17 protein-coding genes are annotated in these 26,358 nt (G+C 73.5%); 7 read left to right on the plus strand and 10 right to left on the minus strand.

Annotation, left to right across the window (positions count from 1 at the left end; all coding sequences use genetic code 11):
• Positions 1-2 precede the first annotated feature (2 nt).
• From AB0881_RS09045 to AB0881_RS09090, 10 genes are all read right to left on the minus strand, one after another.
• Positions 3-2,759 (minus strand): family 78 glycoside hydrolase catalytic domain, encoded by a 2,757-nt coding sequence (locus tag AB0881_RS09045; RefSeq protein WP_366615654.1) that lies wholly within the window; start codon positions 2,757-2,759, stop codon positions 3-5.
• Positions 2,760-2,843: 84 nt separating this feature from the next.
• Positions 2,844-5,948, minus strand: a complete 3,105-nt coding sequence (locus AB0881_RS09050; RefSeq protein ID WP_366615535.1) for a glycoside hydrolase family 78 protein — start codon at positions 5,946-5,948, stop codon at positions 2,844-2,846.
• 135 nt (positions 5,949-6,083) lie between these two features.
• Positions 6,084-7,490, minus strand: a complete 1,407-nt coding sequence (locus tag AB0881_RS09055) for an L-fucose/L-arabinose isomerase family protein (RefSeq protein WP_366615537.1) — start codon at positions 7,488-7,490, stop codon at positions 6,084-6,086.
• A gap of 108 nt (positions 7,491-7,598) precedes the next feature.
• On the minus strand, positions 7,599-9,650 hold the full coding sequence (locus AB0881_RS09060; protein WP_366615539.1) for a bifunctional aldolase/short-chain dehydrogenase: 2,052 nt from the start codon (positions 9,648-9,650) through the stop codon (positions 7,599-7,601).
• A gap of 68 nt (positions 9,651-9,718) precedes the next feature.
• Positions 9,719-10,876, minus strand: a complete 1,158-nt coding sequence (rhaI, locus tag AB0881_RS09065; RefSeq protein WP_366615655.1) for an L-rhamnose isomerase — start codon at positions 10,874-10,876, stop codon at positions 9,719-9,721.
• Between the two features lie 29 nt (positions 10,877-10,905).
• Entirely contained in the window at positions 10,906-11,223 is a 318-nt protein-coding gene (locus AB0881_RS09070; protein ID WP_366615541.1) for an L-rhamnose mutarotase, read from the minus strand.
• Between the two features lie 198 nt (positions 11,224-11,421).
• Positions 11,422-12,504 (minus strand): rhamnose ABC transporter substrate-binding protein, encoded by a 1,083-nt coding sequence (gene rhaS, locus AB0881_RS09075; RefSeq protein ID WP_366615543.1) that lies wholly within the window; start codon positions 12,502-12,504, stop codon positions 11,422-11,424.
• Between the two features lie 58 nt (positions 12,505-12,562).
• The gene (locus AB0881_RS09080) at positions 12,563-13,564 is read right to left on the minus strand and encodes an ABC transporter permease (RefSeq protein WP_366615545.1); all 1,002 of its coding nucleotides are present in this window, start codon (positions 13,562-13,564) and stop codon (positions 12,563-12,565) included.
• Positions 13,554-14,720: an ABC transporter permease gene (locus AB0881_RS09085; RefSeq protein ID WP_366615547.1), complete on the minus strand. Its 1,167-nt coding sequence runs from the start codon at positions 14,718-14,720 to the stop codon at positions 13,554-13,556. The genes AB0881_RS09080 and AB0881_RS09085 overlap by 11 nt, the downstream gene beginning before the upstream one ends.
• A 4-nt stretch (positions 14,721-14,724) precedes the next feature.
• The gene (locus tag AB0881_RS09090; protein WP_366615548.1) at positions 14,725-16,275 is read right to left on the minus strand and encodes a sugar ABC transporter ATP-binding protein; all 1,551 of its coding nucleotides are present in this window, start codon (positions 16,273-16,275) and stop codon (positions 14,725-14,727) included.
• A gap of 311 nt (positions 16,276-16,586) precedes the next feature.
• Here AB0881_RS09090 and AB0881_RS09095 point away from each other — a divergent pair, with 311 nt between their 5' ends.
• The 7 genes from AB0881_RS09095 to AB0881_RS09125 all read left to right on the plus strand — a co-directional run bounded on the left by AB0881_RS09095 (position 16,587) and on the right by AB0881_RS09125 (position 26,157).
• Positions 16,587-17,645 (plus strand): substrate-binding domain-containing protein, encoded by a 1,059-nt coding sequence (locus tag AB0881_RS09095; protein ID WP_366615549.1) that lies wholly within the window; start codon positions 16,587-16,589, stop codon positions 17,643-17,645.
• Positions 17,642-18,382 (plus strand): (Fe-S)-binding protein, encoded by a 741-nt coding sequence (locus tag AB0881_RS09100; RefSeq protein WP_366615551.1) that lies wholly within the window; start codon positions 17,642-17,644, stop codon positions 18,380-18,382. The genes AB0881_RS09095 and AB0881_RS09100 overlap by 4 nt, the downstream gene beginning before the upstream one ends.
• A gap of 173 nt (positions 18,383-18,555) precedes the next feature.
• On the plus strand, positions 18,556-19,986 hold the full coding sequence (locus AB0881_RS09105) for a LutB/LldF family L-lactate oxidation iron-sulfur protein (protein ID WP_366615656.1): 1,431 nt from the start codon (positions 18,556-18,558) through the stop codon (positions 19,984-19,986).
• The gene (locus AB0881_RS09110) at positions 19,983-20,615 is read left to right on the plus strand and encodes an LUD domain-containing protein (RefSeq protein WP_366615553.1); all 633 of its coding nucleotides are present in this window, start codon (positions 19,983-19,985) and stop codon (positions 20,613-20,615) included. The genes AB0881_RS09105 and AB0881_RS09110 overlap by 4 nt, the downstream gene beginning before the upstream one ends.
• Positions 20,616-20,670: 55 nt before the next feature.
• Positions 20,671-22,116: a rhamnulokinase family protein gene (locus tag AB0881_RS09115; RefSeq protein WP_366615554.1), complete on the plus strand. Its 1,446-nt coding sequence runs from the start codon at positions 20,671-20,673 to the stop codon at positions 22,114-22,116.
• A gap of 38 nt (positions 22,117-22,154) precedes the next feature.
• On the plus strand, positions 22,155-22,826 hold the full coding sequence (locus tag AB0881_RS09120; protein WP_366615556.1) for a dual specificity protein phosphatase family protein: 672 nt from the start codon (positions 22,155-22,157) through the stop codon (positions 22,824-22,826).
• Positions 22,827-23,085: 259 nt separating this feature from the next.
• Entirely contained in the window at positions 23,086-26,157 is a 3,072-nt protein-coding gene (locus AB0881_RS09125) for an AAA family ATPase (RefSeq protein ID WP_366615558.1), read from the plus strand.
• Positions 26,158-26,358: the final 201 nt, after the last annotated feature.

Below are 26,358 nucleotides of genomic sequence, written 5' to 3' on the forward strand. Positions count from 1 at the left end.
CGTTACCTGGACTGATGGAAGGTGACGCGGCCGGAGCCGGTCTCGTAGACCGCGTGGCCGTCGCGCATGCCGAGGAAGCGGGCCTGGCCGCTCACCCGGACGCCGGCGGCGGAACGGGCCGGGACGTGCACCTCGGCGCGCACGTTCACGGGCACATCGACGGTGAGGGTGAGGGCGTCCCCGCGCCGGCGCCAGTCGACGGACACGTCGCCGCGCTGGAGCGGGACGGTGCCGGCGGCGCGGTCCAGGCCGGTCGCGGGCGGCCGGACCCGGATCGCCGAGCCGGCCGGGGCGGTCACGGCGACGCCGAGGAGCGTCCGCTGGACCTCGGCGAGCGAGGTCGCGCCCCACGGGTGGGAGTGGCTCTGCCCGGTCTCGGGCGCGTCCCAGGACTCCCACGTGAACGTGCCGCCGCGGGCGAGGATGTTGCCCCAGCCGTGCCCCTCGCGGTCGGTCAGCCGGGTCACGAAGTCGTCCGGGCGGTCGGCGAGCGCGGCCATGAGCCGGTGCGCGGTGAACGGCCCCATCCGCATCCCCAGCGAGGCGACGTGGTCGAGCACGCGCGACCGGCCCTCGGCGGGCGCCACGCCGAACGCGAGCGCGTACGCGTTGGCGATCTGGGAGGCGTGCGCGCTCTGGGAGCCGTCCGCCTTGAGCCCGTCGATGTAGACGCCGTCGGACGCCCGCCGCAGCCTGGCGTTGATCGCCTCGGTGAGCGTCACGGCCTCGCGGCGCAGAGCGGCGGCCTCGTCCTTCTTGCCGAGGGCCTCGGCCGTGCGGGCGGCGGAGTTGAACACGTCGACGCCCAGGACGTTGATGACCGTCCGCGCGGCGGTGTCCATGTCGTGGCCGTACCGCATGGTCGCGGGCCAGTCGATGATCCCGTACCGGTACTGGCCGGAGCCGCCCTCCAGGTTCGTCACCAGGCCGGTGCCGGAGTCGATGTGGCGGCGCACGTAGCCGGCCACGTTCGCCATCACCGGGTACGCCTCGGCGAGCGTGGCCGCGTCGCCGGACTGCTCGTAGTAGGACCAGACCCAGCCGGGGAACATCTCGGTGTAGTCCGGGATGTCGCGCCTGCCGTCGCCGTTGGGGTAGACGGCGTTGAGCCGGCCGTCGGTCCAGTAGCGCGCCTGCGAGGCCATGAACTCGCGGATCGCCTGGCGGCTGAGGCGCCGCTCGGCGTACGCGCCCATCGTGGCCAGCGACACGTCGGCCGAGTCGCCGAGGAACTGGCCCTTCTCGCGGGTCGGGGTGTCCATGAACTGGGTCTGCGAGCCGTACAGCGCCGACCGCCGCATCAGGTCGAACACGGCGTCCACGCCGGAGTCCGAGGTGCGCAGCCGGGCGGTCCGGGACAGGTCCACGTCGGTGTGCTGGACGACCGCGCCGATGTCCTCGGGCCGCACGCCCGCGTCCGGGGCGATCTCGAAGTAGCGGAAGCCCTCGTACGTGAACGCCCGGAACGTCTGGTCGCCGTCGCGCTGGGTGTAGCCGTAGCTCAGGTCGGTGTTCTGGTTGTCGCTCTTGGAACGTGACACCGACCCGTCGGCCGCGAGCACGTACCCGGCGTCCATGTCCACGTGCCGGCCGGCCTCCCCGTCGCGGAACCGCACGACCGGCACGGCCGGGATCACGGTGCCGAAGTCGGCGACCAGCGCGCCCGACGCCAGCCTGGTGACCTTCTTCGGGCGTACGTTCGTGTACGTTAGCCCGGCCTCCTGCGCCTGGAGCTTCTTGAACACCGGGGTCGGATGGGCGCCGGCGACCTGTGCGGGCGCCCAGCCGGAGGCGTCGAACCCGGGCCGGTCCCAGCCGCGCTGCTCGGCCGGGCCGTCGATCTGCTCGACGTAGTCGCCGCCGTCGCCGTTGCGGCGCGGCGCCGCCTTCCAGTGGGCGCGCGCGACCCGCCAGGTGCCGTCGGTGACGACCACCTGGCGCTCGCCGTCCACGTGCTCGATGACCAGCCGCATCAGCAGGCCGGGCTCGCCCTTGGGACGGCCCTGCCCCGAGCCGTACCAGTGGTAGAGCGCCCCGATGGTGGCCTGCCGCCCCTCGTGCAGCTTGTCGGTGACGTCGACCGTCCGGTAGAAGCCGTCGTCGGGGTAGGAGAACGTGCCGCCCCGGTCGACGACCTCGCCGTTGATGTGCAGGGCGTACTGGTGGCTCGCGGCGATGTGGACGCGCGCCCGCACGACCCGCGACCTCCCGACCGCGATGTCCTTGCGGGCGAGGGTGTAGTCGTCGGCCTCGGCCGTGGTGCGGCGGATCCAGCTCGCCTGCCAGTCCTGGTCGCGCAGGCCGGTCTCGAACGCGGCGGGCCGCGACCAGCCGGACTTCTTGCCGGTCCGGTCCCAGGTGCGGACGGTCCAGGTGTAGGCGGTGCCCGGGGCGAGGGCGGGCCCGGCGTACGGCACGTACTCCTGCCGGGACGAGGCGACGCGGCCGCTGTCCCAGACCTTCCGGCCGCCGGCCTTCACGACGATCTGGTACGCCGACTGGACCTCGCCGGGGTCGGTGTCGCGGGGGCGCCAGCCGAACATGGGCGTCCCCTCCACGTTCAGGGGCTCGGCGCGGTCGCCGACGGTGAGGTGGACGGGCGCCTTGGGCGCGTGCCCGGCGGCGAACACGGCGGCGTTCGCCGTGCCGGGGAACGCCGCCACGGGAGCGAGGAGCGCGGCGGCGGTGACGGACGCGAGCAGGACCCGGCGCGGCCGGGCGAAGGGCGTGCGGGGGGCGGGCTTGCGGGGGACGGACATGGAAGACACAGGTCTCCTCTTCGGCGGGGGTGACGGGACGGCGGGGCGGAGGGAGGGCGGGCGGGGGCGCCCTCCCTCCGGGGATCAGCGGGTGGTGAAGCGGTACGAGCCGGAGCCGACGCCGAAGACCGCGGCGCCGTCCTGCATGCGCAGGAACCTCGCGCCCTTCTGCGCCACCTCCGAGGCGGAGCCGGCGGGGACCCAGACCTCGGCGGTGGTGTTGACCGGCACGGACACCGACAGGTCGAACCGGCCGCCCTTGACCGACCACCGCGTCTCGATGGGGCCGTACACGGACTCGTACCGGCCGCCGGCGCGGTTCACGTCACCGCCCGGGCGCGGGCGGATCGTGACGCGCTTGTAGCCGGGTTCGCCGGCGCTGATGCCGGTGATGTTCTCGTACATCCACTCGCCCACGGCTCCGTACGCGTAGTGGTTGAAGGAGTTCATGCCCGCGTCCTGGAAGGACCCGTCGGGCTTGATGGAGTCCCAGCGCTCCCACATCGTGGTCGCGCCCTTGCCGATCTGGTAGCCCCAGGACGGGAAGGTCCGCTGGTTCAGCAGCCGGTACGCCACGTCGTGGTGGCCGGTCCGGGTGAGCACCGGCAGCAGCTCGGGCGTGCCGAGGAAGCCGGTGGACAGGTGCCAGTCGCGGGCCTTGATCAGCTCGACGAGGCGGTCGGCGGCCGGCTTGCGCGCGGCCTCCGGCAGCAGGTCCGCGGAGAGGGCCAGCACGTAGGCGGTCTGGGTGTCGCCCTTGATGCGGGCGCCGTCCTGGGTGACGTACGCCTTGGTGAACGCGGCGGCGACGCGCCCCGCGAGGGCGTCGTACCGCTTGGCGTCGTCCTCCTTCCCCAGGGTGCGGGCGACCTTGGCCACCAGGGAGCTCGCGTACGCGAAGTACGCGGTGCCGATGACGTCCTTGGGCGTCTCGTCGTTCACGTTGAGCCAGTCGCCGTACCCGGAGGCGGGCCGCAGCAGCCCGTCGCTGTTGTTCTCCAGGTAGGTGATCCACTTCTGCATGGCCGGGTAGTTGGTCTCCAGCACGCGGCGGTCGCCGTACGCCTGGTAGAGGTTCCACGGGACGGTGACGCCCGCGTCGCCCCAGCCGGCGGCGCCGCCGCCGATGAAGCCGACCTTCGGCGCGACGTCCGGGAACGCCCCGTCCGCGCCCTGGGCGTCCCGCATGTCCTGCATCCACTTGGTCAGGAAGCGGGCCGAGTCCATGTTGTAGGTGGCCGTACGGGAGAAGACGTTGATGTCGCCGGACCAGCCCATCCGCTCGTCCCGCGCCGGGGTGTCGGTGGGGATGGTCAGGAAGTTGCCGCGCTGGCCCCAGGTGATGTTGCTGTAGAGCTGGTTGAGCATCTTCACGTCCGTCTTGAACGACATCGTGAGCGGCTCGGCGGTGTGCATGACCCGGCCGGTGATCGTGTCCAGGTCCGGGGTGCCGGGGAAGCCGGTCAGCTCCACGTAACGGAAGCCGTGGAAGGTGTGGCGCGGCTCGTAGACCTCCGTGCCGCCGCCCTTGAGCGTGTAGGTGTCGGTGGCCTTGGCGGTGCGCAGGTTGCCGGTGTAGAGGCCGCCGTCCTTGTCGAGGACCTCGCCGTGCCGGAGCGTGACCGTCTGGCCGGCCTTCCCGGCGACGCGCAGCCGTACGGCACCGACCATGTTCTGGCCGAGGTCGACGATGTGCACGCCCTTCGCCGGGCTGGTGATCTTGACGGCCCTGATCTCCTGCTCGACCCGCGTCGGGGCGTCGGGCTGGGCGACCGGGAGGGGCTTGGCCTCGTCGTTGACGATGACCTGCTTCCAGGCCGCGGCGTCGTAGCCGTGCCGGCTCCAGCCCGGGGTCTCCGCGCGGGCGTCGTACGCCTCGCCCATCAGCAGGTCGGAGGAGCGCACGGGGCCGGTGGCGCTGCGCCAGCTCGGGTCGGTGACGATCTTCTCGGAGGTCCCGTCGGTGTAGTCGATCTGGAGCTGGGCGCGCAGCCAGGGGCGCGGCCCGTACTGGGCGGGCCCGAAGATGGCGATGTGCCCGGCGTACCAGCCCGGCGCGAGCGTGGCGCCGATCGCGTTCCCGCCCTCGCGCAGCATCTCGGTGACGTCGTACGTCTGGTACTGGACGCGCTTGTTGTAGTCGGTCCAGCCCGGCGCCAGCTCGTCGTTGCCGACCCTGCGGCCGTTGATCTCGGCGGTGTAGATCCCGAGCGCGGTCGAGTAGAGCCGGGCCCGCGCGATCTTCTTGCCGACGCGGAAGTCCTTGCGGAGCTGCGAGGTCAGCCCGTCCGGGCCGGAGGACACGGTCTGGAACGAGAACCGCCGGTCGCCGTCCACCGGCCGGCCGTCCCGGTACGCCTGGCCGTGCTCGTACCCGCCGCCCGTGTGGCCCCACCAGCCGATCTGGCCGGACGGCTCGGACTGCTCGACGTAGTACGTCCCGGCGGGCGCGGGCCGCTCCAGGTCGAGGATCGTCTCCGCGTTGTCGGGGTGGTCCTCGACGCGCTTGCGCGCGAGGAGCTCACCGCCGGGCCCGCCCTTGTAGAGGGCGACGGTCACGTCCGCGTCGGAGGTGTTCCACGTCGGCATCGGGATCGACACCGCGCTGACGGGCTTGTCGGAGGTGAACGTCTGCCCCTGGGTGGTCCCCTGCTTGAGCTGGGACGGGTCGTTCTGGCCGCTGAACGAGGTCGGCAGCGGCAGCGGCGAGTCGTGCCCGATCCAGCGGCCGCCCAGGGTGGCGCCGTCCATCAGGCCGGTCTCCCACCAGGACGGCTCGCTCCACGCGGACGGCCGGCCCGCGTCGTCCCAGACGCGGACCGTCCAGTGGTAGCGCGTGCGCGCCTTGAGTCCGGGCCCGCCGTACGGGACGAGGACGGACTGGCCGGAGGCGACCTTGCCGCTGTTCCACACGTCCCCCGCGGCGAGCCGTGCGGGACTCGTGGCGACGCGGATCTCGTACGCCGACTGGGACTCGTTCCGGCCGGACGAGGCGAGCTTCCAGCTCAGCCGCGGCCTGGGGTCGTCGACGCCGAGCGGGTGCTCGCCGTACTCGGTGGTGGTCGTGGTGACGCGCACGCCGCCGCCCGGCGCCGCCGCGGCGGGCGTGGCGCCGCCGGCGGTGACGGCCAGCGTGAGCGCGGCGGGGAGGACGAGGAAGACGGAGCGTCTGGACGGTGTTCGCCGCATTGGCTGCCTCCGGTTTCGGGCACGGCGGGCCGGGCCCGCGGCCACGGGCCGCGGGCCGGGTCGCCGGCTCCTAGGGTGGGATCCCCCGATCACACACTTCGGTCGGGCCGGGCCCCGGCCGGGGCCCGGCGTCGATCAGGGACGGACCTCCACGAGCTCGACGTCCATCAGGTCGGCGAGCGCCCTCAGGTCGGCGATCCGGTGGCCGGTGCCGAGCGCCCAGTGGTGCGAGATGCCGGTGGCGCTCCAGGCGTCGACCCACTCGCCGGGGTCGCAGCCGAAGTCCACCCGCGAGGTGGTGTTGCCGATCTGGAGCAGCGGGCCGTCGACGGTCTCGCCCTCGGAGGCCACGAACGCGTAGCTGCCGTCGCGCCGCTGGATGATGCCGAAGGCGGTGACCGGCCCGTGCTTGACGTCGAACTCGACCGACACGCCGTACCCGCGCTTGCCGTGGTAGACGCCGAGGCCGCGCAGCAGCGGCCTGCGCGCGCTGATGGCCAGGTGGGCGGGGCCGTCGTGGCCCATCTCGACATGGCCGCGGTGGAAGTCGAGGGCCTGCAGCTCGGTGAACGAGCCGCCCGCGCCGAGCCGGTCGGCGATCAGCATGGCGAGCGAGGTGCGCAGCTCGTACTCGCCGGCCGCGGGGATGCCGCGCGCGGTGAGCAGCGAGGCGCCGAGGATCATCCCGGCGCCGAGCCGCTCGTGGATCTCGCCGTCCAGGCCGCGGTGGTAGTACGCCAGGCTGTCGAGCCCGAAGTCCTCGACCAGGTGGTCCAGCCCGGCCGACACGCGCGCCGCCCAGGCCAGGTCGTCGTCGTTGACCGAGTCCGCCAGCTCGAAGATCTCGCGGGCCTCGGCCTCCTTGGCCGCGGCCTCGGCGTCGGTGACCTTCTCGACCCGGACGCGCAGGTCGTCGAACTCCAGGACCTCGACGTGCCCGCCGAAGTTGGCGCTGACCATGGTCAGGTCGGTGGAGACGTCCAGCATGCCCGGGTACAGGTGCCCCATCAGGCCGTGCCGGCCCGTGCGGAGCGCGGCCCGCACCCCGGCGGCCCGCACCCAGCGGCCGATCTTCGCCCAGGCGCGCTCGTCCTCCAGGTAGCCGGAGACCGAGCGGAACGGGATGCCGCTCCGCTGGAGCGCGTTGGCCATCTCGGGCAGCGGGCAGGCGCCGCAGTAGGCCAGCCACTGGCCGGTGTCGAAGGTCTCGTGGTCCATCGACTCGGTCGGCTGGAGGTTGATCAGCAGCACCGGCGCGCCGGACCGCTGGGCGACCGGCAGCAGCATGGTGGCGGTCATGTAGGTGGTGAGGAAGCCGACGATGATGTCGCAGCCGGCCGCGCGGAGCTTCTCCGCCGCCTCGGCGCCCTCCTCGGCGTCGGAGACGAAGCCGGCGTCGACGACCTCGGCACCCAGGCCGCGCATCCGTTCCGACACGCGCTCGGCCGAGCGCTTCAGCTGGGGCAGCAGCTCGGGGAACTGCGGCCAGTAGGCGCCCAGCCCACCGGCGACCAGCCCGACTCTCACTGGGTTCGCGGACATTTCTACTCCCGGGGTGGAGGGCGGGGGCGGCGCGGCTCCTGCGTGACCGGCGCCGCCCCCACCGGTTCTGGGGATGCGGGGTAGGGATGCGGGGTTGGTGGACGCGGACTAGCGGAGGAAGGCGGCGGCGACTCCCGCGTCCACCGGGACGTGCAGCCCGGTGGTGTGGGTCAGGTCCCCGCCGGTGAGGGCGAAAACGGCGGCGGCGACGTGCTCGGGGAGCACCTCGCGCTTGAGCAGCGTGCGCTGGGCGTAGAACTCGCCGAGCTTCTCCTCCTCGACGCCGTACACGGCGGCGCGCTTGGCGCCCCAGCCGCCGGCGAAGATCCCGGAGCCGCGGACGACGCCGTCGGGGTTGATGCCGTTGACCTTGATGCCGTGCTCGCCCAGCTCGGCGGCCAGCAGCCGCACCTGGTGCGCCTGGTCGGCCTTCGTCGCGCCGTACGCGACGTTGTTGGGCCCGGCGAACACCGCGTTCTTGGACGAGATGTAGACGATGTCGCCGCCCATCGCCTGGTCGATCATGACCCGGGCGGTCTCCCGGGACACCAGGAACGAGCCGCGCGCCATCACGTCGTGCTGGAGGTCCCAGTCGGCGGCGGTGGTCTCCAGCAGCGGCTTGGACACCGACAGGCCGGCGTTGTTGACGACCAGGTCCACACCGCCGAACGCCAGCACGGCGGCCCGCACGGCGGCGGCGATCTGGTCCTCGTCGGTGACGTCCACGCCCACGGCGACCGCGACGTCGGACTCGGCCAGGGCCCTGGCGCCGATCTCGGCGGCGACCTTCTCCGCGGCGGCGAGGTCGCGGTCGGCGACCACGACGCAGGCGCCCTCGGCGGCCAGCCGGCGGGCGGTGGCGGCGCCGATGCCGGAACCGCCGCCGGTGACCAGCGCGACCCGGGTCGCGAGCGGCTTGGGCGCGGGCATCCGGCGGAGCTTGGCCTCCTCCAGCTCCCAGTACTCGATCCGGAACTTCTCCGACTCGGGGATGGGGGCGTAGGTGGAGAGGGCCTCGGCGCCGCGCATCACGTTGATGGCGTTGACGTAGAACTCGCCGGCGACGCGCGCGGTCTGCTTGTTGGCGCCGAAGCTGAACATGCCCACGCCGGGGACCAGCACGATCGCGGGGTCGGCGCCGCGCATCGCCGGGGAGTTCTCGGCGGCGTTGCGCTCGTAGTACGCGGCGTACTCCTCGCGGTACGCGGCGTGCAGCTCGCGCAGCCGCGCCGCCGCGTCCTCCAGGGGCGCGTCCGGCGGCAGGTCGAGCACCAGCGGCGCGACCTTCGTGCGCAGGAAGTGGTCCGGGCAGGAGGTGCCCAGCGCGGCCAGCCGCGGGTGCTCGGAGCGGGCGAGGAAGTCCAGCACCTCGGGGCTGTCGGTGAAGTGCCCGACCTGCGGCCGGTCGGTCGAGGCCAGTCCGCGGACCAGCGGGAACAGCGCGGCGGCGCGGGCGTGCCGCTCCTCCTCGGGCAGCGTCGCGTACACGACCTCGCCGAACGGGTCGGCCTTGCCGTGCTCGGCGATGTACGCCTCGGCGGTGCGGATGATGTCCAGCGCGTTCGCCTGGCACTCCTCGGACGTGGCGCCCCAGGCGGTGATGCCGTGCCCGCCGAGGATCACGCCGATCGCCCGCGGGTTGTCCTTCTTGATCGCGGCGATGTCCAGCCCGAGCTGGAAGCCGGGGCGCCGCCACGGCACCCACGCCACCCGGTCGCCGAAGATCCGGCGGGTCAGCTCCTCGCCGTCGGCGGCGGTCGCGATCGCGATGCCCGAGTCGGGGTGCAGGTGGTCGACGTGCGCGGCGTCCACCAGCCCGTGCATGGCGGTGTCGATCGACGGGGCGGCGCCGCCCTTGCCGTGCAGGCAGTAGTCGAACGCGGCGACCATCTCGTCCTCGCGCTCGACGCCCGGGTAGACGTCCACGAGCGCGCGCATCCGGTCCAGCCGCAGCACGGCGAGACCGGCCTCGGTGAGCGTGCCGAGGTCGCCGCCCGAGCCCTTGACCCACATCAGCTCGATGTCCCGGGCCGTCACGGGGTCGGTGACGGTGCCCTTGGCCGAGGCGTTGCCGCCCGCGTAGTTGGTGTTGCGCGGGTCCGAGCCCAGGGTGTGGGCCCGCTCCAGCAGCTGCTCCACCTCGGGTGGAGTGGCGGTCATGGGGTCTCTCCTCACGTGGATCACTTCGTGCGTGGGTCGGGGCCGGGCGGAGGGCCGCGGCGGCGGGGTCAGGCGCCCCAGCCGGCGGCCTGGCCGTCCTTGCGCTCCGCGACGACCTTCTCGTAGTAGCCGGAGGCCCGGTACGCGGCGATCGGGTCGGCGTGCAGCCCCATCTCCTCGCGCAGCTCGGCCAGCAGCGGGCGGACATCGGTGTTGTAGGCGTCCATGAACACCGCGTTCGCGCCGAGGACGTCACCGGAGTCCTGCGCCGCCTTCAGCGCCTCGACGTCCACGAGCAGCGCCTTGGCGGTGGCCTCCTGGACGTTCATCACCGAGCGGATCTGGCCCTGGATCTTGGGCTCGATGTTGTGGCACTGGTCGAGCATGAACGCGACGTTCGTCTCCGGGTCGTATCCGCCGCCCCGGACCACCTCGTGCATGATCCGGAACAGCTGGAACGGGTCGGCGGCGCCCACCATCAGGTCGTCGTCGGCGTAGAAGCGGGAGTTGAAGTCGAACCCGCCGAGCTTCCTCTCGCGCAGCAGGAACGCCACAATGAACTCGATGTTGGTGCCGGGCGCGTGGTGGCCGGTGTCCACGACGACCTGCGCCTTGGGGCCGAGCTTGAGGCAGTGCGCGTACGAGGTGCCCCAGTCCGGCAGGTCGGTGGTGTAGAACGCCGGCTCGAACAGCTTGTACTCCAGCAGGAACCGCTGGTCGTCGCCGAGCCGCTCGTACACGGCGGCGAGGGCCTCGGCCATCCGGTCCTGGCGGGCGCGGATGTCGTCCTGGCCGGGGTAGTTCGTCCCGTCGGAGAACCACAGCTTCAGGTCGCGCGAGCCGGTGGCGTCCATGATGTCGACGCACTCCAGCAGGTGGTTCAGCGCCTTCTTCCGGATCTTCGGGTCCGGGTTGGTGACGCTGCCCAGCATGTAGTCGTCGTCCTGGAAGACGTTGGTGTTGATGGCGCCGACGTGCACCCCGCGGTCCTCGGCGTACGCGGCCAGGCCGGCGTAGTCGTCGACGGTGTCCCACGGGATGTGCAGCGCGACGCTGGGGGCGACGCCGGTGAACCGGTGCACCTGGGCGGCGTCGTCGATCTTCTCGTGCGGGGTGCGCGGCACCCCCTGCTGGGCGAAGACCTTGAAGCGGGTGCCGGAGTTGCCGTACGCCCAGGACGGGGTCTCGATGTGCTGGCGGCGCAGGGCGTCCTTGACCGTGCTGATGTCACTCACGGGTTGTCTCTCCGAATCCTCTAGTCCAGGTGGAAGACCTCGGCGAGCGGCCGCATGCCCTCGTCCGGGCGGCCGTCGAGGTCCTCGAAGAAGGGCGCCATCTCGGCCTGCCAGCGCGCGTTGACGTCGGTCTCCGCCATCGCGGCCTGCGCCGCCGCGAAGTCCTCGGTCTCCAGGTAGCCGACCAGCAGCCCGTCCTCGCGCAGGAAGAGCGAGTAGTTGTGCCAGCCGGCCGCGCTGAGGGCGGCCCGCATCTCCGGCCACACGGCCTGATGCCGCTCGCGGTACTCCTCCAGGCGCTCCTGCCGGACTTTCAGCAGGAAGCAGACGCGCTTCACGAGGTCCTCCCTCTGGTGGTGGGCGCCGCCCTCCCCGCCGTGGCCGGCCCTGTCGGGGAGCGGCCGACCACGGCGGGGCGGGGGGGTCGGTGTCATTTCTGGGGGTGGACCCCCAGACCCCCAGGGCATCCGCCCAAAGCGGTCAGTGTCATTTCCGGGGGCGGACCCCCAGACCCCCAGGGCATCCGCCCAAAGCGGTCAGAAGTTGTACTGGTCGATGTTCTTGGCGTCGAACACCGTCGGCGGGCCGAGGATGACCTCGCCGTTCGCGCCGATCGTGCGCTCGCCGAGCTTGCCCGCCTTGAACTTCTCGCCCTGCGCGCCGGTGATCTGGCCGGAGGCCAGCGAGGCGGCGGCGTACGAGGCCAGGTAGCCGAGGTTCTTGGGGTCCCAGAGCGCGAACTGCTTCACGGTCCCGTCCTTGATGAACTGGCGCATCTGGTTCGGGGTGCCGAGGCCGGTCAGCGCGACCTTGCCCTTGTACTTGGAGCCGCTGATGTAGCGGGCGGCGGCGGCGATGCCGACGGTGGTCGGCGAGATGATCCCCTTGAGGTCGGGGTGCGCCTGCAGCAGGCCCTGGGTCTGCTGGAACGACTTCTGGTCGTCGTCGTCGCCGTACACGGTGTCGACGAGCTTCAGGCCGGCGTACTCCGGCTTCTTCAGCTCCGCCTTCATGACCTCGATCCAGGCGTTCTGGTTGGTGGCGTTGGCGGTCGCCGACAGGATCGCGATCTCGCCCTTGCCGCCGAGCTGGTCGCTCACCATCTTCACCTGGCTGCGGCCGATCTCCTCGGTGCTGGCCTGGTTGATGAAGATGTCCCGGCAGTCCTTGGCGGTGTCGGAGTCGTACGAGACGACCTTGATGTCCTTCTGCATGGCCTGCTTGAGCGGGCCGCAGACCGCGTTGGCGTCGTTGGCGGCGATCAGGATCGCGTCGTGCCGCTGCTGGACGAGGGTGTTGATGTAGGAGACCTGCGAGGAGGCGGAGGCGTCGGACGGGCCGACCTCCTTGGCCTCGCCGCCGTACTCCTTGGCCGCCGCGATCCCGGCGTTGTCCAGGATCGTCAGGTACGGGTTGTTGACCTGCTTGGGCAGGAAGGCGATCTTCAGGTCCTTCTTCAGCGGCGCGTTCGGGTTCGCGGTCGCGTTCCCGCCCGCGGAGCCGCCCGAGTCGGACTCCGAGCCCTTGGTGGTGCCGCCGCAGGCCGTCAGGGTGAGGGCCAGTGCGCTGATGGAGGCCAGCGCCGCGATGCGGCGTGGCGCGCGCAGACGAACGGTCATGGTCAGGTGCCTTTCGGGGGTGGGTGTGAGGGGTTCGGCGGGGAGGGTGATCCCGGGGTCAGGACGGGGCGGCCGCCGGGGCCGCGGATCGCGCGCCCCGTTTCCCCCGCGCCTCCCGGACCACGGCGATCAGCCGCGGGGTGAGCACGGAGATGATCAGCAGCAGCCCGGTCACGACCGACTGGATCTCGGTCGAGACGTCGTTGAGCATCAGCAGGTTGCGCAGCAGGCCGATCAGCAGGACCGCGGCGATCACACCGCCGAGCGTGCCCTTCCCGCCGTCGAAGTCGATGCCGCCCAGCAGCACCGCCGCGATGACGGTCAGTTCCAGCCCGAGGCCGTTGTCGGCGCGGGCGCTGCCGTAGCGGAGCGTGTAGATGATCCCGGCGAGGCCCGCGACGAGGCCGGACACCACGAACAGGATCAGCTTGATCCGCTTGACCCGGATGCCGGCGAAGTACGCCGCGTCCTCCTGCGAGCCGATCGCGAACAGCGAGCGGCCGACGCCGGTGGCGTGCAGGGTGACCGCGGTGACGGCCGCCAGCAGGATGAACAGCGCGATCGGGTACGGGATCGGGGTGCCCGGCACCGTCTGGGTGGCCAGGTCGGTGTACTGCTGCGGGAACTCGGCGACCGCCTCGGTGCCCAGCACCACGTACGCCAGTCCCCGGTAGAGCGTCATCGTGCCGATGGTGACGGCGAGCGACGGCAGGCCGAGCCGGGTCACCAGCAGGCCGTTGACCAGCCCGCACACGAGCCCGACGACGAGCACCAGCGGGATGATCGTCTCCAGTGCCCAGCCGGCGTCCCACAGGCCGCCGGTGAGCGCGCTGCACAGGCCGAGGACGGAGGCGACCGACAGGTCCACCTGGCCGCAGACGACCAGCAGCGTCATCGGCAGCGCGATCAGCGCGATCTCGCTCAGGTCGCCGAGCGCGAACGACAGGTTGTCGGAGTTGGCGAAGTCCGGGGAGATCCCGGCGCCGCCGAAGAAGACCAGGACCAGCAGCAGGGTGACGGCGGTCTCCCAGCGGACCAGGCCGCGCGCGTCAAACCTCATCGCGGTCGTTCCCTTCTCCCTTGCCCGGGCCGGTGCCCGTGCCCTCGCCCGGGGCGCGGGCCGCCGCCGCGGCCGTGGCCCTGCCGTTGCCGTTGGCCCGGCGGCGGCTCCGCCGGGACCTGGACTTGACCTTCAGTGCCCGGGTCGTCCGCAGCGCCATGAGCCGGTCCACGCTGATCGCCAGCAGGAGCAGCAGGCCGGTGATGGCGTCCTGCCAGAACGGGTTGACCTTGAGGACCACCAGCACGCTGCCGATGATCGTCAGGAGCGCGGCGCCCAGGACCGCGCCGTACACGGTGCCGACACCACCGACGATCGCCACGCCGCCGACCACGACGGCGCTGACGACCTTGAGCTCCCAGCCGTTGGCGGCGTCGGCGACGACGGTGCCGAACCGGGCCAGCCACAGCACGCCGGCCAGCCCGGCGAGCGCGCCGCTGACCAGGTAGGCGGTCAGCACCCGGCGCCGGATCGGGACGCCCGCCAGCCGCGCGGCCTCCGGGTTGGAGCCGATGGCGTAGTACTCGCGGCCGGAGGAGTAGGAGCGGAGGTAGTGGCCGATGAGCAGCATCACCACGACCGTGATGATCGGCAGGTACGGGATCCCGAGGATCGCGTCGTTGCCGAGCGAGAGCACCGAGGACGGCAGGTCCGAGGCGCTGATCTGGTCGCCGCTGGCGATGTAGTAGTCCAGGCCCTGGATCACGTAGAGGGTGCCCAGCGTGACGACCAGGGCGGGGACCCGGCAGAAGCTGACCAGCAGGCCGTTGACCAGCCCGCAGAGCAGCCCGATGCCGATGCCCAGCGCCGCGATCAGCAGCACGTTGCGGTCGGTGCCGGAGGCGAAGTCGCCGGTGACGAACGCGACCAGGCCGACCACCGACCCGACCGACAGGTCGATGTTGCGGGTGATCACGACCATCGCCTGGCCGACGGCCAGCAGCGCCAGGATCGAGGTGTTGAGGAAGATGTCCTCGACGCCCTGCGCCGACAGGAACCGCGGGTTGACGATCGTGGTGACGACCACGAGCACGACCAGCGCGCCGACGATGCTCATCTCGCGGGCGCGCAGCACCGCGTCGACCAGCCGGCGCCCGCCGCTCGCGGGCCGCCCGTTCGCGGGCGGTCTGGTGGGGGATTCGGCGAGTACGGTCATCGTCTCAGGCCGCCTTTCCCGCGCCGTCGCCGTTGCCGTTGCGTCCGGTCGCCGCCGCCATGACCGACTCCTCGGTGGCGTCCGCACGGGCGATCTCGGCGGTCAGCCGGCCCTCGTGCATGACCAGTACGCGGTCGGCCATGCCGAGCACCTCGGGCAGGTCGGAGGAGATCATCAGTACCGCCAGGTCCTGGGCGGCCAGTTCCGACAGCAGCCGGTGCACCTCGGCCTTGGTGCCGACGTCGATGCCGCGGGTGGGCTCGTCGACGATCAGCACGGCGGGCTCGGTGGCCAGCCACTTGGCGAGCACGACCTTCTGCTGGTTGCCGCCCGACAGCACGCCGACGGTGTCGGACAGCCGGGCGTACTTGAGCTGGAGCCGCAGGGCCCAGTCGGCGGCGCGGTCGCGCTCGACCTTCCGGGAGATCAACGGCCCCTTCTTCGTGGCCTTGCGCAGCGAGCGCAGCTGGGTGAGTCCCATGTTGCGCTCGATGGACATGTCCATCACCAGGCCCTGCTGGCGGCGGTCCTCGGGGACCAGGGCGACGCCGGCCGACATCGCGGCGGTCGGGCTGCCCGCGGGCAGCCTGTTCCCGGCGACCTCGACCTCGCCGGCGTCCCAGCGGTCCACCCCGAAGATCGCGCGGGCGACCTCGCTGCGGCCCGCGCCGACCAGCCCGGCCAGCGCGACGATCTCGCCGCGGCGGACCTCGAACGACACGTCCGTGAACGCGCCCTCGCGGGTGAGGCGGGAGACCTTCAGCACGACCTCGCCGGGCTCGACCTCCTGCTTGGGGTAGAGGTCGTCGAGCTCGCGGCCGACCATCCGCTGCACCAGGTCGTCGGGGGTGAGGCCGTCGACCGGCTCGGTGGCGATGTAGGTGCCGTCGCGCAGCGTGGTGACCCGCTGGCAGAGGTCGAAGATCTCCTCCAGCCGGTGCGAGATGAACAGGATCGCGCAGCCCTGCTCGCGCAGCGTGCGGGTGACGGTGAAGAGGCGCGCCACCTCCTGGCCGGTCAGCGCGGCGGTGGGCTCGTCCATGATCAGTACGCGGGCGTCCCGGGAGATGGCCTTGGCGATCTCGACGACCTGCTGGTCGGCGATCGACAGGCCGCGGGCCGGCTGCTGCGGGTCGAGCGCGACGCCGAGCCGCGCGAACAGCTCGGCGGTGCGCTCGTGCATGGTGCGGCGGTCGATGCGGCCGAGGCCGGCGCGGGGCTGGCGGCCCATGAAGATGTTCTCGGCGACCGACAGGTCGGGGAACAGCGTGGGCTCCTGGTAGATGACGGCGACGCCCGCCTGCTGCGCGTCGGCCGGTCCGCCGAACTCCACGGGCTCGCCGTCCACGCGTACCTCGCCCGCGTCGGGGCGGTGCACGCCTGCGAACGTTTTTACGACTGTGGACTTGCCCGCGCCGTTCTCGCCCGCGAGCGCGTGGACCTCGCCGGCGTGCAGCTCCAGGGTGACGCCTTGCAGGGCCTTGACGGCTCCGAACGACTTGCTGACGTTGACCAGTGCCAATGTCGGCGGCGCCGACCGAGCGGGTGCGCTCACGGCCACCCTCCTCGCTGGGGTGATCTGTAACCGGATGATGAAAAACGTTTTAACAGGATGTTGCGGAGGACGCTAGATGTGACCGCGAGCACCCGTCAAGAGGCAACTTCGGGGAAGATCCCCTGGAAGCGGCCGTGAACCCCGATGCCACCGGGGCTGAAGGGATCTTCGGGCCGGCTCCCGCGGCCGGTCCGGACGCGGATGACCGGCGGCGAAACTTCCGACGACAGGCTTGACACGTTTTAAAGACATGTCCCAAAGTGAGCGCGGCACACCAGCGGAAACGAGACCGGGGGCGCACAGTGGGCACCGTGGGGATCAAGCAGGTCGCCGAGCACGCGGGGGTGTCCCCCGGCACGGTCTCCAACGTGCTCAACCGCCCCGAGCGGGTGGCCGCCGGGACCCGCGAGCGCGTCGAGCGCTCGATCCGCGAGCTGGGCTTCGTCCGCAACGGCTCGGCGTCCACGCTGCGCGCCGGGCACAGCAGCACGGTCGGCCTGATGGTCCTCGACCTGGCCAACCCGTTCTTCACCGACGTGGCCCGCGGGGTCGAGGACGTGGCCAGCGAGCGCGGCTGCGCGGTACTGCTGTCCTCGTCCGCCGAGTCGGGCGAGCGCGAGCGGCGCAACATCCGGGTGTTCGCCGAGCAGCAGGTCCGCGGCGTGCTCATCACCCCGGTCGGCGACGACGGGCAGAACACCGACCGGCTCAGCGAGCGCGGCATCCCGGTCGTCCTGCTGGACCATCCGACCCCGCGCGCCAACCAGTGCTCGGTCGCGGTCGACGACGTCGCCGGCGGCGAGCTGGCCGTCGGGCACCTGCTCGCCGACGGGGCGCGCTCGCTGGTGTACGTGACCGGCCCGGCCGCGCTGCGCCAGTGCGCCGACCGGCGCAAGGGGGCGCTGCGGGCCCTCCGCGCGGCGGGCCTCGGCAAGGACGCGCTGCGCGAGCTGGCGGTCCCGGCGATGAACGCGCGGGCCGGCGAGGAGGCCGCCCGGCGGCTGCTGGACGGCGGTCCGCTGCCCGACGCCGTCTTCTGCGCCAACGACCTGCTCGCGCTCGGTGTGCTGCGCGTGCTGCTCCAGGCCGGCGTCAAGGTCCCGACCGACGTCGCGCTGATCGGGTACGACGACATCGAGTTCTCGGCCGCGGCCGCCGTACCGCTCAGCTCGGTCCGCCAGCCCACCTACCAGCTCGGCCGGATCGCCACCGAGCTGCTGCTGGAGGAGTGCGACGATCCGGGCGGCCACGCGCACCAGCAGGTGATGTTCCAGCCCGAGCTGGTCGTCCGCGACTCCAGCCGGCGTGCCCGCCCCCTGACGGGGAACGACCAGGCCATGGCGGGGGAGCCGGAGGGGGAGGCGCTGTGAGGGTCGCGCTGTTCGTCACGTGTCTCAACGACACGATGTTCCCGGGGACGGGGCGGGCGCTGGTGCGGCTGCTGCGCCGGCTCGGCCACGACGTCGACTTCCCGATGGCCCAGACCTGCTGCGGCCAGATGCACTTCAACACCGGCTACCGCGGGCAGGCCGCGCCGATGGTGCGCGGCTTCGCCGACGCGTTCGCCGGGTACGAGGCGGTGGTGACCCCGTCGGCGTCGTGCGCGGCGATGGTCCGCGACTGGCATCCCAAGATCGCCTCCGAGAGCGGTGACCGGCGGTTCGCGGAACGGGTCGGGGAGCTCGTGCCCAAGGTGTACGAGATGACCGAGTTCCTGGTCGACGTGCTCGGCGTGACCGACGTGGGCGCGTACTTCCCGTACCGCGTCACCTACCACCCGACCTGCCACTCGCTGCGGATGCTGCATGTGGGCGACCGCCCGCTGCGGCTCCTGCGCGAGGTGCGCGGCATCGACCTGGTCGAGCTGCCCGAGGCCACCGAGTGCTGCGGGTTCGGCGGGACGTTCGCGCTGAAGAACCCGGACGTGTCGGCCGCCATGTGCGCCGACAAGGTCACCAACGTGCGGCGGACCGGGGCCGAGGCGCTGTGCTCGGCCGACAACTCGTGCCTGATGCACATCGGCGGCGCGCTGACCCGTACCCGGTCCGGTGTCCGCACCGTGCACCTGGCCGAGATCCTCGCCGCCACGGAAGAGGAGCCCGCATGAGCGTCCAGAACTCCCCGGGGAACCCGGCGAGCGAGCCGGAGGGGCGCGGCGCCGCCTGGACTGAGGAGCGGCGGGAGCGAAGCGACCAGAGCGACGAGGGAAGGCGGCGCCTCAAAGCGCCCCGGAGGCTCGCAGGGAACACAGCGAACACAGCGATGCCGACCTACATCGGCATGCCCGCGTTCCCGGACGCGGCGCGCCGCGCGGTGGGCGACACGCGGCTGCGGCACAACCTGGCGCACGCCACGTCCACGATCCGGGGGCGGCGCGCGGGGGCGGTCGCCGAGCTGGACGACTGGGGCGCGCTGCGCGAGGCCGGCAAGCAGATCAAGGACCACGTCCTCGCCAACCTCGGCCACTACCTGCGGCTGCTGGAGGAGAACGTCACCGCGGCAGGCGGCACCGTGCACTGGGCGCGGGACGCCGCCGAGGCCAACCGGATCGTCGCGGACCTGGTGAAGGCGACCGGCGAGACCGAGGTCGTCAAGGTCAAGTCGATGGCCACCCAGGAGATCGGGCTGAACGAGGCGCTGGCCGAGGAGGGCATCGCCGCGTACGAGACCGACCTCGCCGAGCTGATCGTCCAGCTCGGCGACGACCGGCCCTCGCACATCCTGGTCCCGGCCATCCACCGCAACCGGTCCGACATCCGCGACATCTTCCGCCGCGAGATGCCGGACGCGCCGGAGGGGCTGTCGGACTCCCCCGCCGAGCTGGCCGAGGCCGCCCGCCGCCACCTGCGCGCCAAGTTCCTGTCGGCCAAGGTCGCGGTGTCGGGCGTCAACTTCGCCGTCGCCGACACCGGCACGCTGGTGGTGCTGGAGTCGGAGGGCAACGGCCGGATGTGCCTCACCCTGCCCGAGACGCTGATCTCGGTGATGGGCGTGGAGAAGCTGGTGCCGAGCTGGCGCGACCTGGAGGTCTTCCTGCAGCTGCTGCCGCGCTCGTCCACGGCCGAGCGGATGAACCCGTACACCTCCACCTGGACGGGCAGCACTCCCGGCGACGGGCCGCGCGACTTCCACCTCGTGCTGCTCGACAACGGCCGCACCGCGACCCTGGAGGACGAGGTCGGGCGGCAGGCGCTGCGCTGCATCCGCTGCTCGGCCTGCCTGAACGTGTGCCCGGTGTACGCGCGGGCCGGCGGCCACGCCTACGGCTCGCCCTACCCCGGCCCGATCGGGGCGATCCTGTCGCCGCAGATCCGCGGGATCGGCTCGGAGGTGGACTCCTCGCTGCCGTACGCGTCGACGCTGTGCGGCGCGTGCTTCGAGGCGTGCCCGGTCGCCATCGACATCCCCGAGGTGCTGGTGCACCTGCGCGCCCGCGCCGTGGAGTCCTCGCGCAAGCATCCGGGCGAGCAGATGGTGATGGGCGTGGCCGGCTGGACGCTGCGCTCCCCCGCCCGGCTCGGGCTGGCGCAGAAGGCGGCGTCGGCGAGCCGGTGGGTCGTCGGCCGCAACGGGCGGATCCGCCGCCTGCCGGGCCCGCTGAGCGCCTGGACCGACACGCGGGACGCGCCCGCGCCGCCGCGCGAGTCGTTCCGCGCCTGGTGGGAGCGGACCGAGGGCGGTACGCGAGAGGACCGGAGGGGCGGCCGATGAGCGCGCGCGAGGAGATCCTGCGGCGGATCGAGCGGATCACACCGGCCCGGCCCGCGGCCGAGATCGCCGCGGACTACGCCGCGATCGACCGCTCCTACCTGCGCCGCCACCACGACGGCGGGATCGTGGAGCTGCTGGCCGAGCGGGTCGCCGACTACCGCGCCGCCGTCCGCACGGTGTCCGAGGGCGAGCTGCCGGACGCGGTCGCCGCGGCGCTGGCCGCCCGTACCGGCACGTACGGGGTCCCGGCGGGGCTGCCGGCCGGGTGGCTGTCGGCCGTGCCCGCGGACCGGCTCGCCGCCGACCCGCCCGTCGCCGACCTGGACGGGCTCGCGGGCGCGGTCACCGGCTGCGCCGTCGCGATCGCCGAGACCGGGACGATCGTGCTCGACCACGGCCCCGGGCAGGGGCCGCGCGCGCTGTCGCTGGTCCCCGACTACCACCTCATCGTGGTCCCCGCGGACCGGATCGCCGCCGACGTCCCCGAGGGCCTCGAACGGCTCGACCCCGCCCGCCCCCTCACGTTCGTCTCCGGCCCGTCCGCGACCAGCGACATCGAGCTGTCGCGCGTGGAAGGCGTGCACGGCCCGCGCACCCTGGAAGTCCTGCTCGTCACCTCGGCGTCCTGAAAGCCCTTAACAACCCGAACGTCCCGACCGGCACAGTCACCTGAACGGCACACCGATGAACCCCTCCCCCTCGGACGGCGCGACGTTCGCGGCCGTCGACCTCGGCGCGTCCAGCGGGCGCGTGATCACCGCCCGGATCGGCGCGGGAACGCTGGACCTCACCGAGGTCCGCCGCTTCCCCAACCGGCCCGTGCGCGTCAACGGCACCCTGCACTGGGACGTCCTCGGCCTGTACGGCAACGTCCTGGACGGCCTGCGCGCGGCCCCGCCCGGCCTCGTCTCGGCGGGGATCGACTCGTGGGCGGTCGACTACGGCCTGCTCGGCGCGGACGGCGAGCTGCTCGGCAACCCCGTCCACTACCGCGACGCGCGCACCGACGGGATCATGGACCGGGTCCGCGGCGAGGTCGGCGACGACGTCCTCTACGGGGTGTCGGGGCTGCAGTTCCTGCCGTTCAACACCGTGTTCCAGCTGCTGGCCGAGGGGCCCGGCCTGGAACGGGCGCGGACGCTGCTGCTGATCCCCGACCTGCTGGCGTACTGGCTCACCGGCGAGATCGGCGCCGAGCGCACCAACGCCTCCACCACCGGGCTGCTCGACGTCCGCGCGGGGACCTGGTCGCGGCCGCTGCTGGACCGGCTCTGCCTGCCCGGCGCGCTGCTGCCCGCGCTGCGCGAGCCGGGCGAGCCGATCGGGCGGCCGCGGCCGGATGTGGTCAAGGAGACGGGAGTGCCCGCCGGGCTGGCGGTGACGGCCGTCGCCTCCCACGACACCGCGTCCGCCGTCGCCGCCGTGCCCGCGACGACGGACCGGTTCGGCTACATCTCCTGCGGCACGTGGTCGCTGGTCGGCGTCGAGCTGCCGGAGCCCGTCCTCGGCGAGGAGAGCCTCAAGGCCAACTTCACCAACGAGGGCGGGATCGATGGCACCGTCCGCTACCTGCGCAACGTCATGGGGCTGTGGCTGCTCCAGGAGTCGATGCGCGCGTGGGGCTCCCCCGACCTGCCCGCCCTGCTCGCCGAGGCCGGGCGGGTGCCGGGGCTGCGCGCGCTCATCGACCCCGACGACCCCGAGTTCCTGCCGCCGGGCGACATGCCCGCCCGGATCGCGGCGCACTGCGTGCGGCGCGGGTTCCCCGAGCCGCGGACGCGCGCGGAGATCGTCCGGTGCGTGCTCGACAGCCTCGCCCTGGCGCACCGCCGCACCCTGCGCGAGGCGGTCCGGCTGTCGGGCCGCGAGGTCGAGGTGGTCCACCTGGTCGGCGGCGGCAGCCGCAACGAGCTGCTGTGCCGGCTGACCGCCGACGCCTGCGGGCTGCCGGTCGTCGCCGGCCCGGTCGAGGCGACCGCGCTCGGCAACGTCCTGGTCCAGGCCCGCGCGCACGGCGTGGTGGACGGCCTGGCCGAGATGCGCGACCTGGTCGCCCGCACCCAGCCGCTGCGCCGGTACGAGCCGGCCGGCACCGCCGCCTGGGACGACGCGGCGGCGCGCCTGGGCTGATCCGCGGCCCGCGGCCCGCCCTTCGTTAAGATCGTCTGATGCGGCCGACACGCATCGTCGCGTGGTTCCTCGCCGGGGGCATCGCCGGATACGCGCTGATCTGGCTCGTGGTCACCCTGGTCATCCTCGCCATGAGCGGGGCCGCCAGGAACGCCGAGCGGGCCGCGCCGCCGCGCCCGGCCAACCCCGCCGCGGTGCCGGGGATCAAGCGCTTCGCGCACGTGGACGACCGGGTGTGGCGGGGCGCGGCGCCGACCGCCGGCGGCTACCGGCGGCTGGCCCGGCTCGGCGTCCGGACGGTGGTCGACCTGCGCGCCGAGAGGCCCGCGCGCGAGGCCGCTCGAGGCCCGCGCCGGGCCGGGCTGGAGGTCGTGCGGCTGCCCGTCCGCGACGGCCAGGCGCCCACGGACGCCCAGGTCGACCGGTTCGTGTCGGTGGTCGAGCGGGCGCGCGGGCCGGTGTTCGTGCACTGCGGCGCGGGCGTGGGCCGAACGGGCGCGATGTCGGCCGCCTATCTCGTCCGGACCGGCCGGGCCGACGCCTCCACCGCCACGCTGCGCAGCCTCGCGGCGGGCCCGCCGACGCTGGAGCAGCTGTCGTTCATGCGGCGGCTCGGCCGGGACCGGGCCGGACGCCCGCCGGTCCTGCTGGTCGCGCTGAGCCGGGTCGCCGATTCGCCGCGCAGATCTTGGACGCGGCTGCGAGAATAGGTCACGCGGCGTCATCGTCCGGCCCTGTTGACACACGGGCCGCGATGACGGTTGATAGCACATGAAAGGGACGCGGGGGACGGCGGCCTGGTCCGAGACCGGCGGCACTGTACCCCTCGTCTCGAGGACCAGTAGTATTACCCGCCGTCCAGCCCGGGCCGGCCCTTGACGGACCGGGCGCGAATCACCGAATCACCAGAGGTCAGGGATCGACGTCCCCACCGGACGACAGCCGGTGGCTCCCCCCGCAAGGAGACTGATGGAGGGTCGCGCGGCCCGCACCACGGCCGCCACCGACGGCGCTCCGCTCGTCGGGCGGCGGGAGGCCCTCCGTGTCCTGGACGCGGCGCTCGACGCCGCGATCGGCGGCTCGTTCCGCTTCCTCGCGCTGTCCGGCGACCCGGGCGCGGGCAAGACCCGGCTGCTGGGCGAGCTGGCCGCCGCCGCGGGCGGGCGCGCGCTGCCCGTGCTGGCCGGCCGCGCCGCCGAGTTCGAGCAGCAGATGCCGTTCGCCGCCCTCGTGGACGCCCTGGACGACCAGCTGGAGGAGCGCCGCCCCGAGCTCGACCCGGCCACCGCGCGGCTGCTGTCCACCGTCTTCCCCGCGCTGGCCGGCACCGCCGCCGAAGCGCAGGACGTCCCGGCCGCGGTCCCCGCCGGCGGAACGAGCAAAGTGCCCACCCTGCCCGCCGTACCCGCCGCGACCGCCCGCACCGAGGCGACGGCCGACGCCGCCGCGGGCGACGGCGGCGCGCTCGGCGTCGCCCGCTACCAGCTGCACCGCGCCGTCCGGCACCTGCTGGAGAGGCTCGCCGCCGGGACCGGCCTGGTCCTGCTGCTGGACGACGTCCACTGGGCCGACGACGCCTCCATCGAGCTGCTCGGCTACCTCGTCCGCCACCCGCCCCGGGCCCGGGTGCTGATCGGCGTCGCCTACCGGCCCGCCCAGGCCTCGCCGCGGCTGGCCACGCTCGTCGACGTCGCCGGCGAGCACGGAGTCAGCGTCACCGCCGACCCGTTCACCGAGGCCGAGGTCGAGCGCTTCCTCGGCCCCGGCGTCGCCCGCTCCCGCTGCCAGGCGCTGTACGAGGCCAGCGGCGGCAACCCGTTCTACCTGGAGGCCCTCGCCCGCGGCGCCGGGGACGGCCCGCTGCCCGAGGAGACCGGCCCCGGGCGCTGGGGCGCGCTGCCCGACCTCGGCGAGATCACCGAACTGCCGCCCGCCGTGCGCACCGCGCTCCAGGTCGAGCTGAGCGGCCTGCACGAGACCGCGCTGCTGGTCGCCCGCGCCGCCGCCGTCGCCGCCGACGAGTTCGAGCCCGCGCTGGCCGCCGCCGGGGCGGAGCTGCCCGAGGCCGCGGCGCTGGCCGCGCTCGACGACCTCGCCGCCCGCGACGTCGTCCGGCCGGCCTCGGCGGGCCGGTTCCGGTTCCGGCACCCGCTGGTCCGGCACGTGGTGTACGGCTCCGCCGCGGCCGGCTGGCGGCTGGCCGCGCACGCCCGCATCGCCGCGTACCTGGCCGGCCTCGGCGCCCCCGCCACGCTGCGCGCCCACCATGTGGAACGTTCGGCGCGGTACGGCGACCGGTCGGCGATCACGACGCTGGTGGCGGCGGCCCGCGCGGTCGCGCCGCAGGCGCCGGCCACCGCCGCGCACTGGTTCGAGGCCGCGCTGCGCCTCATGCCCGAGGACCCCGAGCCCGCCCCCGGCGAGGAGGCCGCCGATCCGGACCGGCCGCACCGGGTCGGGCTGCTGGCCGAGCTGGCGCACGCCCAGACCGTCAGCGGCCGGCTGGTCGAGGGCCGCGAGACCACCCGCACGCTGCTGCGGCTGCTGCCGCCCGGCGACCACGCCCGGCGCGCCCGCGCCGTCCAGATGTGCGCGGTGATCGAGCGGCAGCTGCACCGCCACCAGGAAGCCCGCGCGATGGTCCTGGACGAGCTGCACCGCATCCCCGACCCGCAGGCCGCCGCCGCGGTCCTGCTGCGGGTCCGGCTGGTCGCCGACCGGCTGATGCGCATCGACACCCGCGGCGCCCAGGCCGTCCTCGACCGGATGCCCGAGAACGCCCCCGACTGGGAGCCCGGGCTGCGGCTCGCGGTCGCCTCGCTGCGGGTGCTGCCCGCGTACGCCACCGGGCGGGTCGCCGACGCGGGCGCCTACGCCGAGGCCGCCGACCGGCTGCTGACCGCCGCGCCGGACGCGCACATCGCCGACGCCCTCGATACCGTCCCCTGGCTGTGCTGGACCGAGATCATGATGGGCCGGTACGACGACGCGCTGCGCCACATCGAGCGCAGCACCGCCGTCTGCCGCGCCACCGGCCAGGCCTCGTACATCACCTACCTCCTCAACGCGCGGGCGCGCGCGTGCACGCTGCTGGGCCGCCTGGAGGAGGCCGCCGACGCCGCCGAGGAGGCCACCGAGACCGCCCGGCTGCTGCGCTCCAGCGAGGCGCTGGTGTTCGGGCTCACCCAGCAGTGCCTGGCCGCAAGCTGGTCCGGCGAGCACGACAAGGCGCTGCGGTACGGCGAGGAGGCCGTCGCCGGCGAGCTCGGCGCCGGCGAGTGGTGGGGCGCCATGGCGGGCTACGGCCGCGCCGTCGCGCTGATCAACGCCGGCCGGCACGACGAGGGCGCCGCCGCGCTGCTGGACGCCTGCGGCGACCCGTCCGACCCGAAGCTGGATCCTTCCACGCTGCTGAGCTGCGCCGAGCTGCTGGCGTTCACCGAGTCCGGCCGCAAGGAGGGCGACCCGGCCCGCTGGGCGGAGATCGCCGACGTGCTCGGCACCATCGGGGTGCCCGCCGACGCCGGGCTGATCCGGCTCGCCCACGCGCACGCCGCGCGCCCGGCCGACCCGGCCCGCGCCGCCGTCCTGGCCACCGAGGCCGCCGCCCTGCTCACCGGCGCCGGCCGCCGGCTGGAGGCCGGCCGCGCCGAACTGGCCGCGGGCATGGCCCACCATGCCGCCGGCGACCGGGAGCCGGCCCGCGCGCGGCTGCGCGCCGCCGCCGCGCTGTTCGAGGCGTGCGGGGCCGCCGCGCTGACCGCGCAGACCGTGCGGGAGCAGCGGCGGCTGGGCGTCCGGGTCGCCGGGCCGCGCCCCGGCGGCAGCGGCGAGGAGCCGTTCGGGCTGTCCCCCCGGGAGTACGAGATCGCCTCGCTGGTGGCGCAGGGCTGCACCAACCAGCAGGTCGCCGAGAAGCTGTTCCTCAGCGTCCGCACGGTCGAGACGCACCTGTCGCGGGTCTTCCGCAAGCTCGGCGTCTCCTCCCGCGTCGGCGTCGCCACCGCGCTCGACCGGCACGCCGCCGGCCGCGACGCCTGACACCCGCTCACACCGCCCGCTCCCGCCGCCCGCTCACATCGCCCGCTCACACCGCCCGAGCGGCCACCCCGGCGTCCCCTCCGGACCAAGATCCGGACGAGAATGAACCGGACGCCCCAAAACGGACTCTTATTTCACACGGCCCCCACGGGTCCACCACGCGAGTACGGGTTTTCCACGATGCCGCGGTGACCTGGGGGG

It is taken from the genome of Spirillospora sp. NPDC029432 (assembly GCF_040703975.1).
In the GTDB taxonomy this organism is placed as follows: domain Bacteria; phylum Actinomycetota; class Actinomycetes; order Streptosporangiales; family Streptosporangiaceae; genus Spirillospora.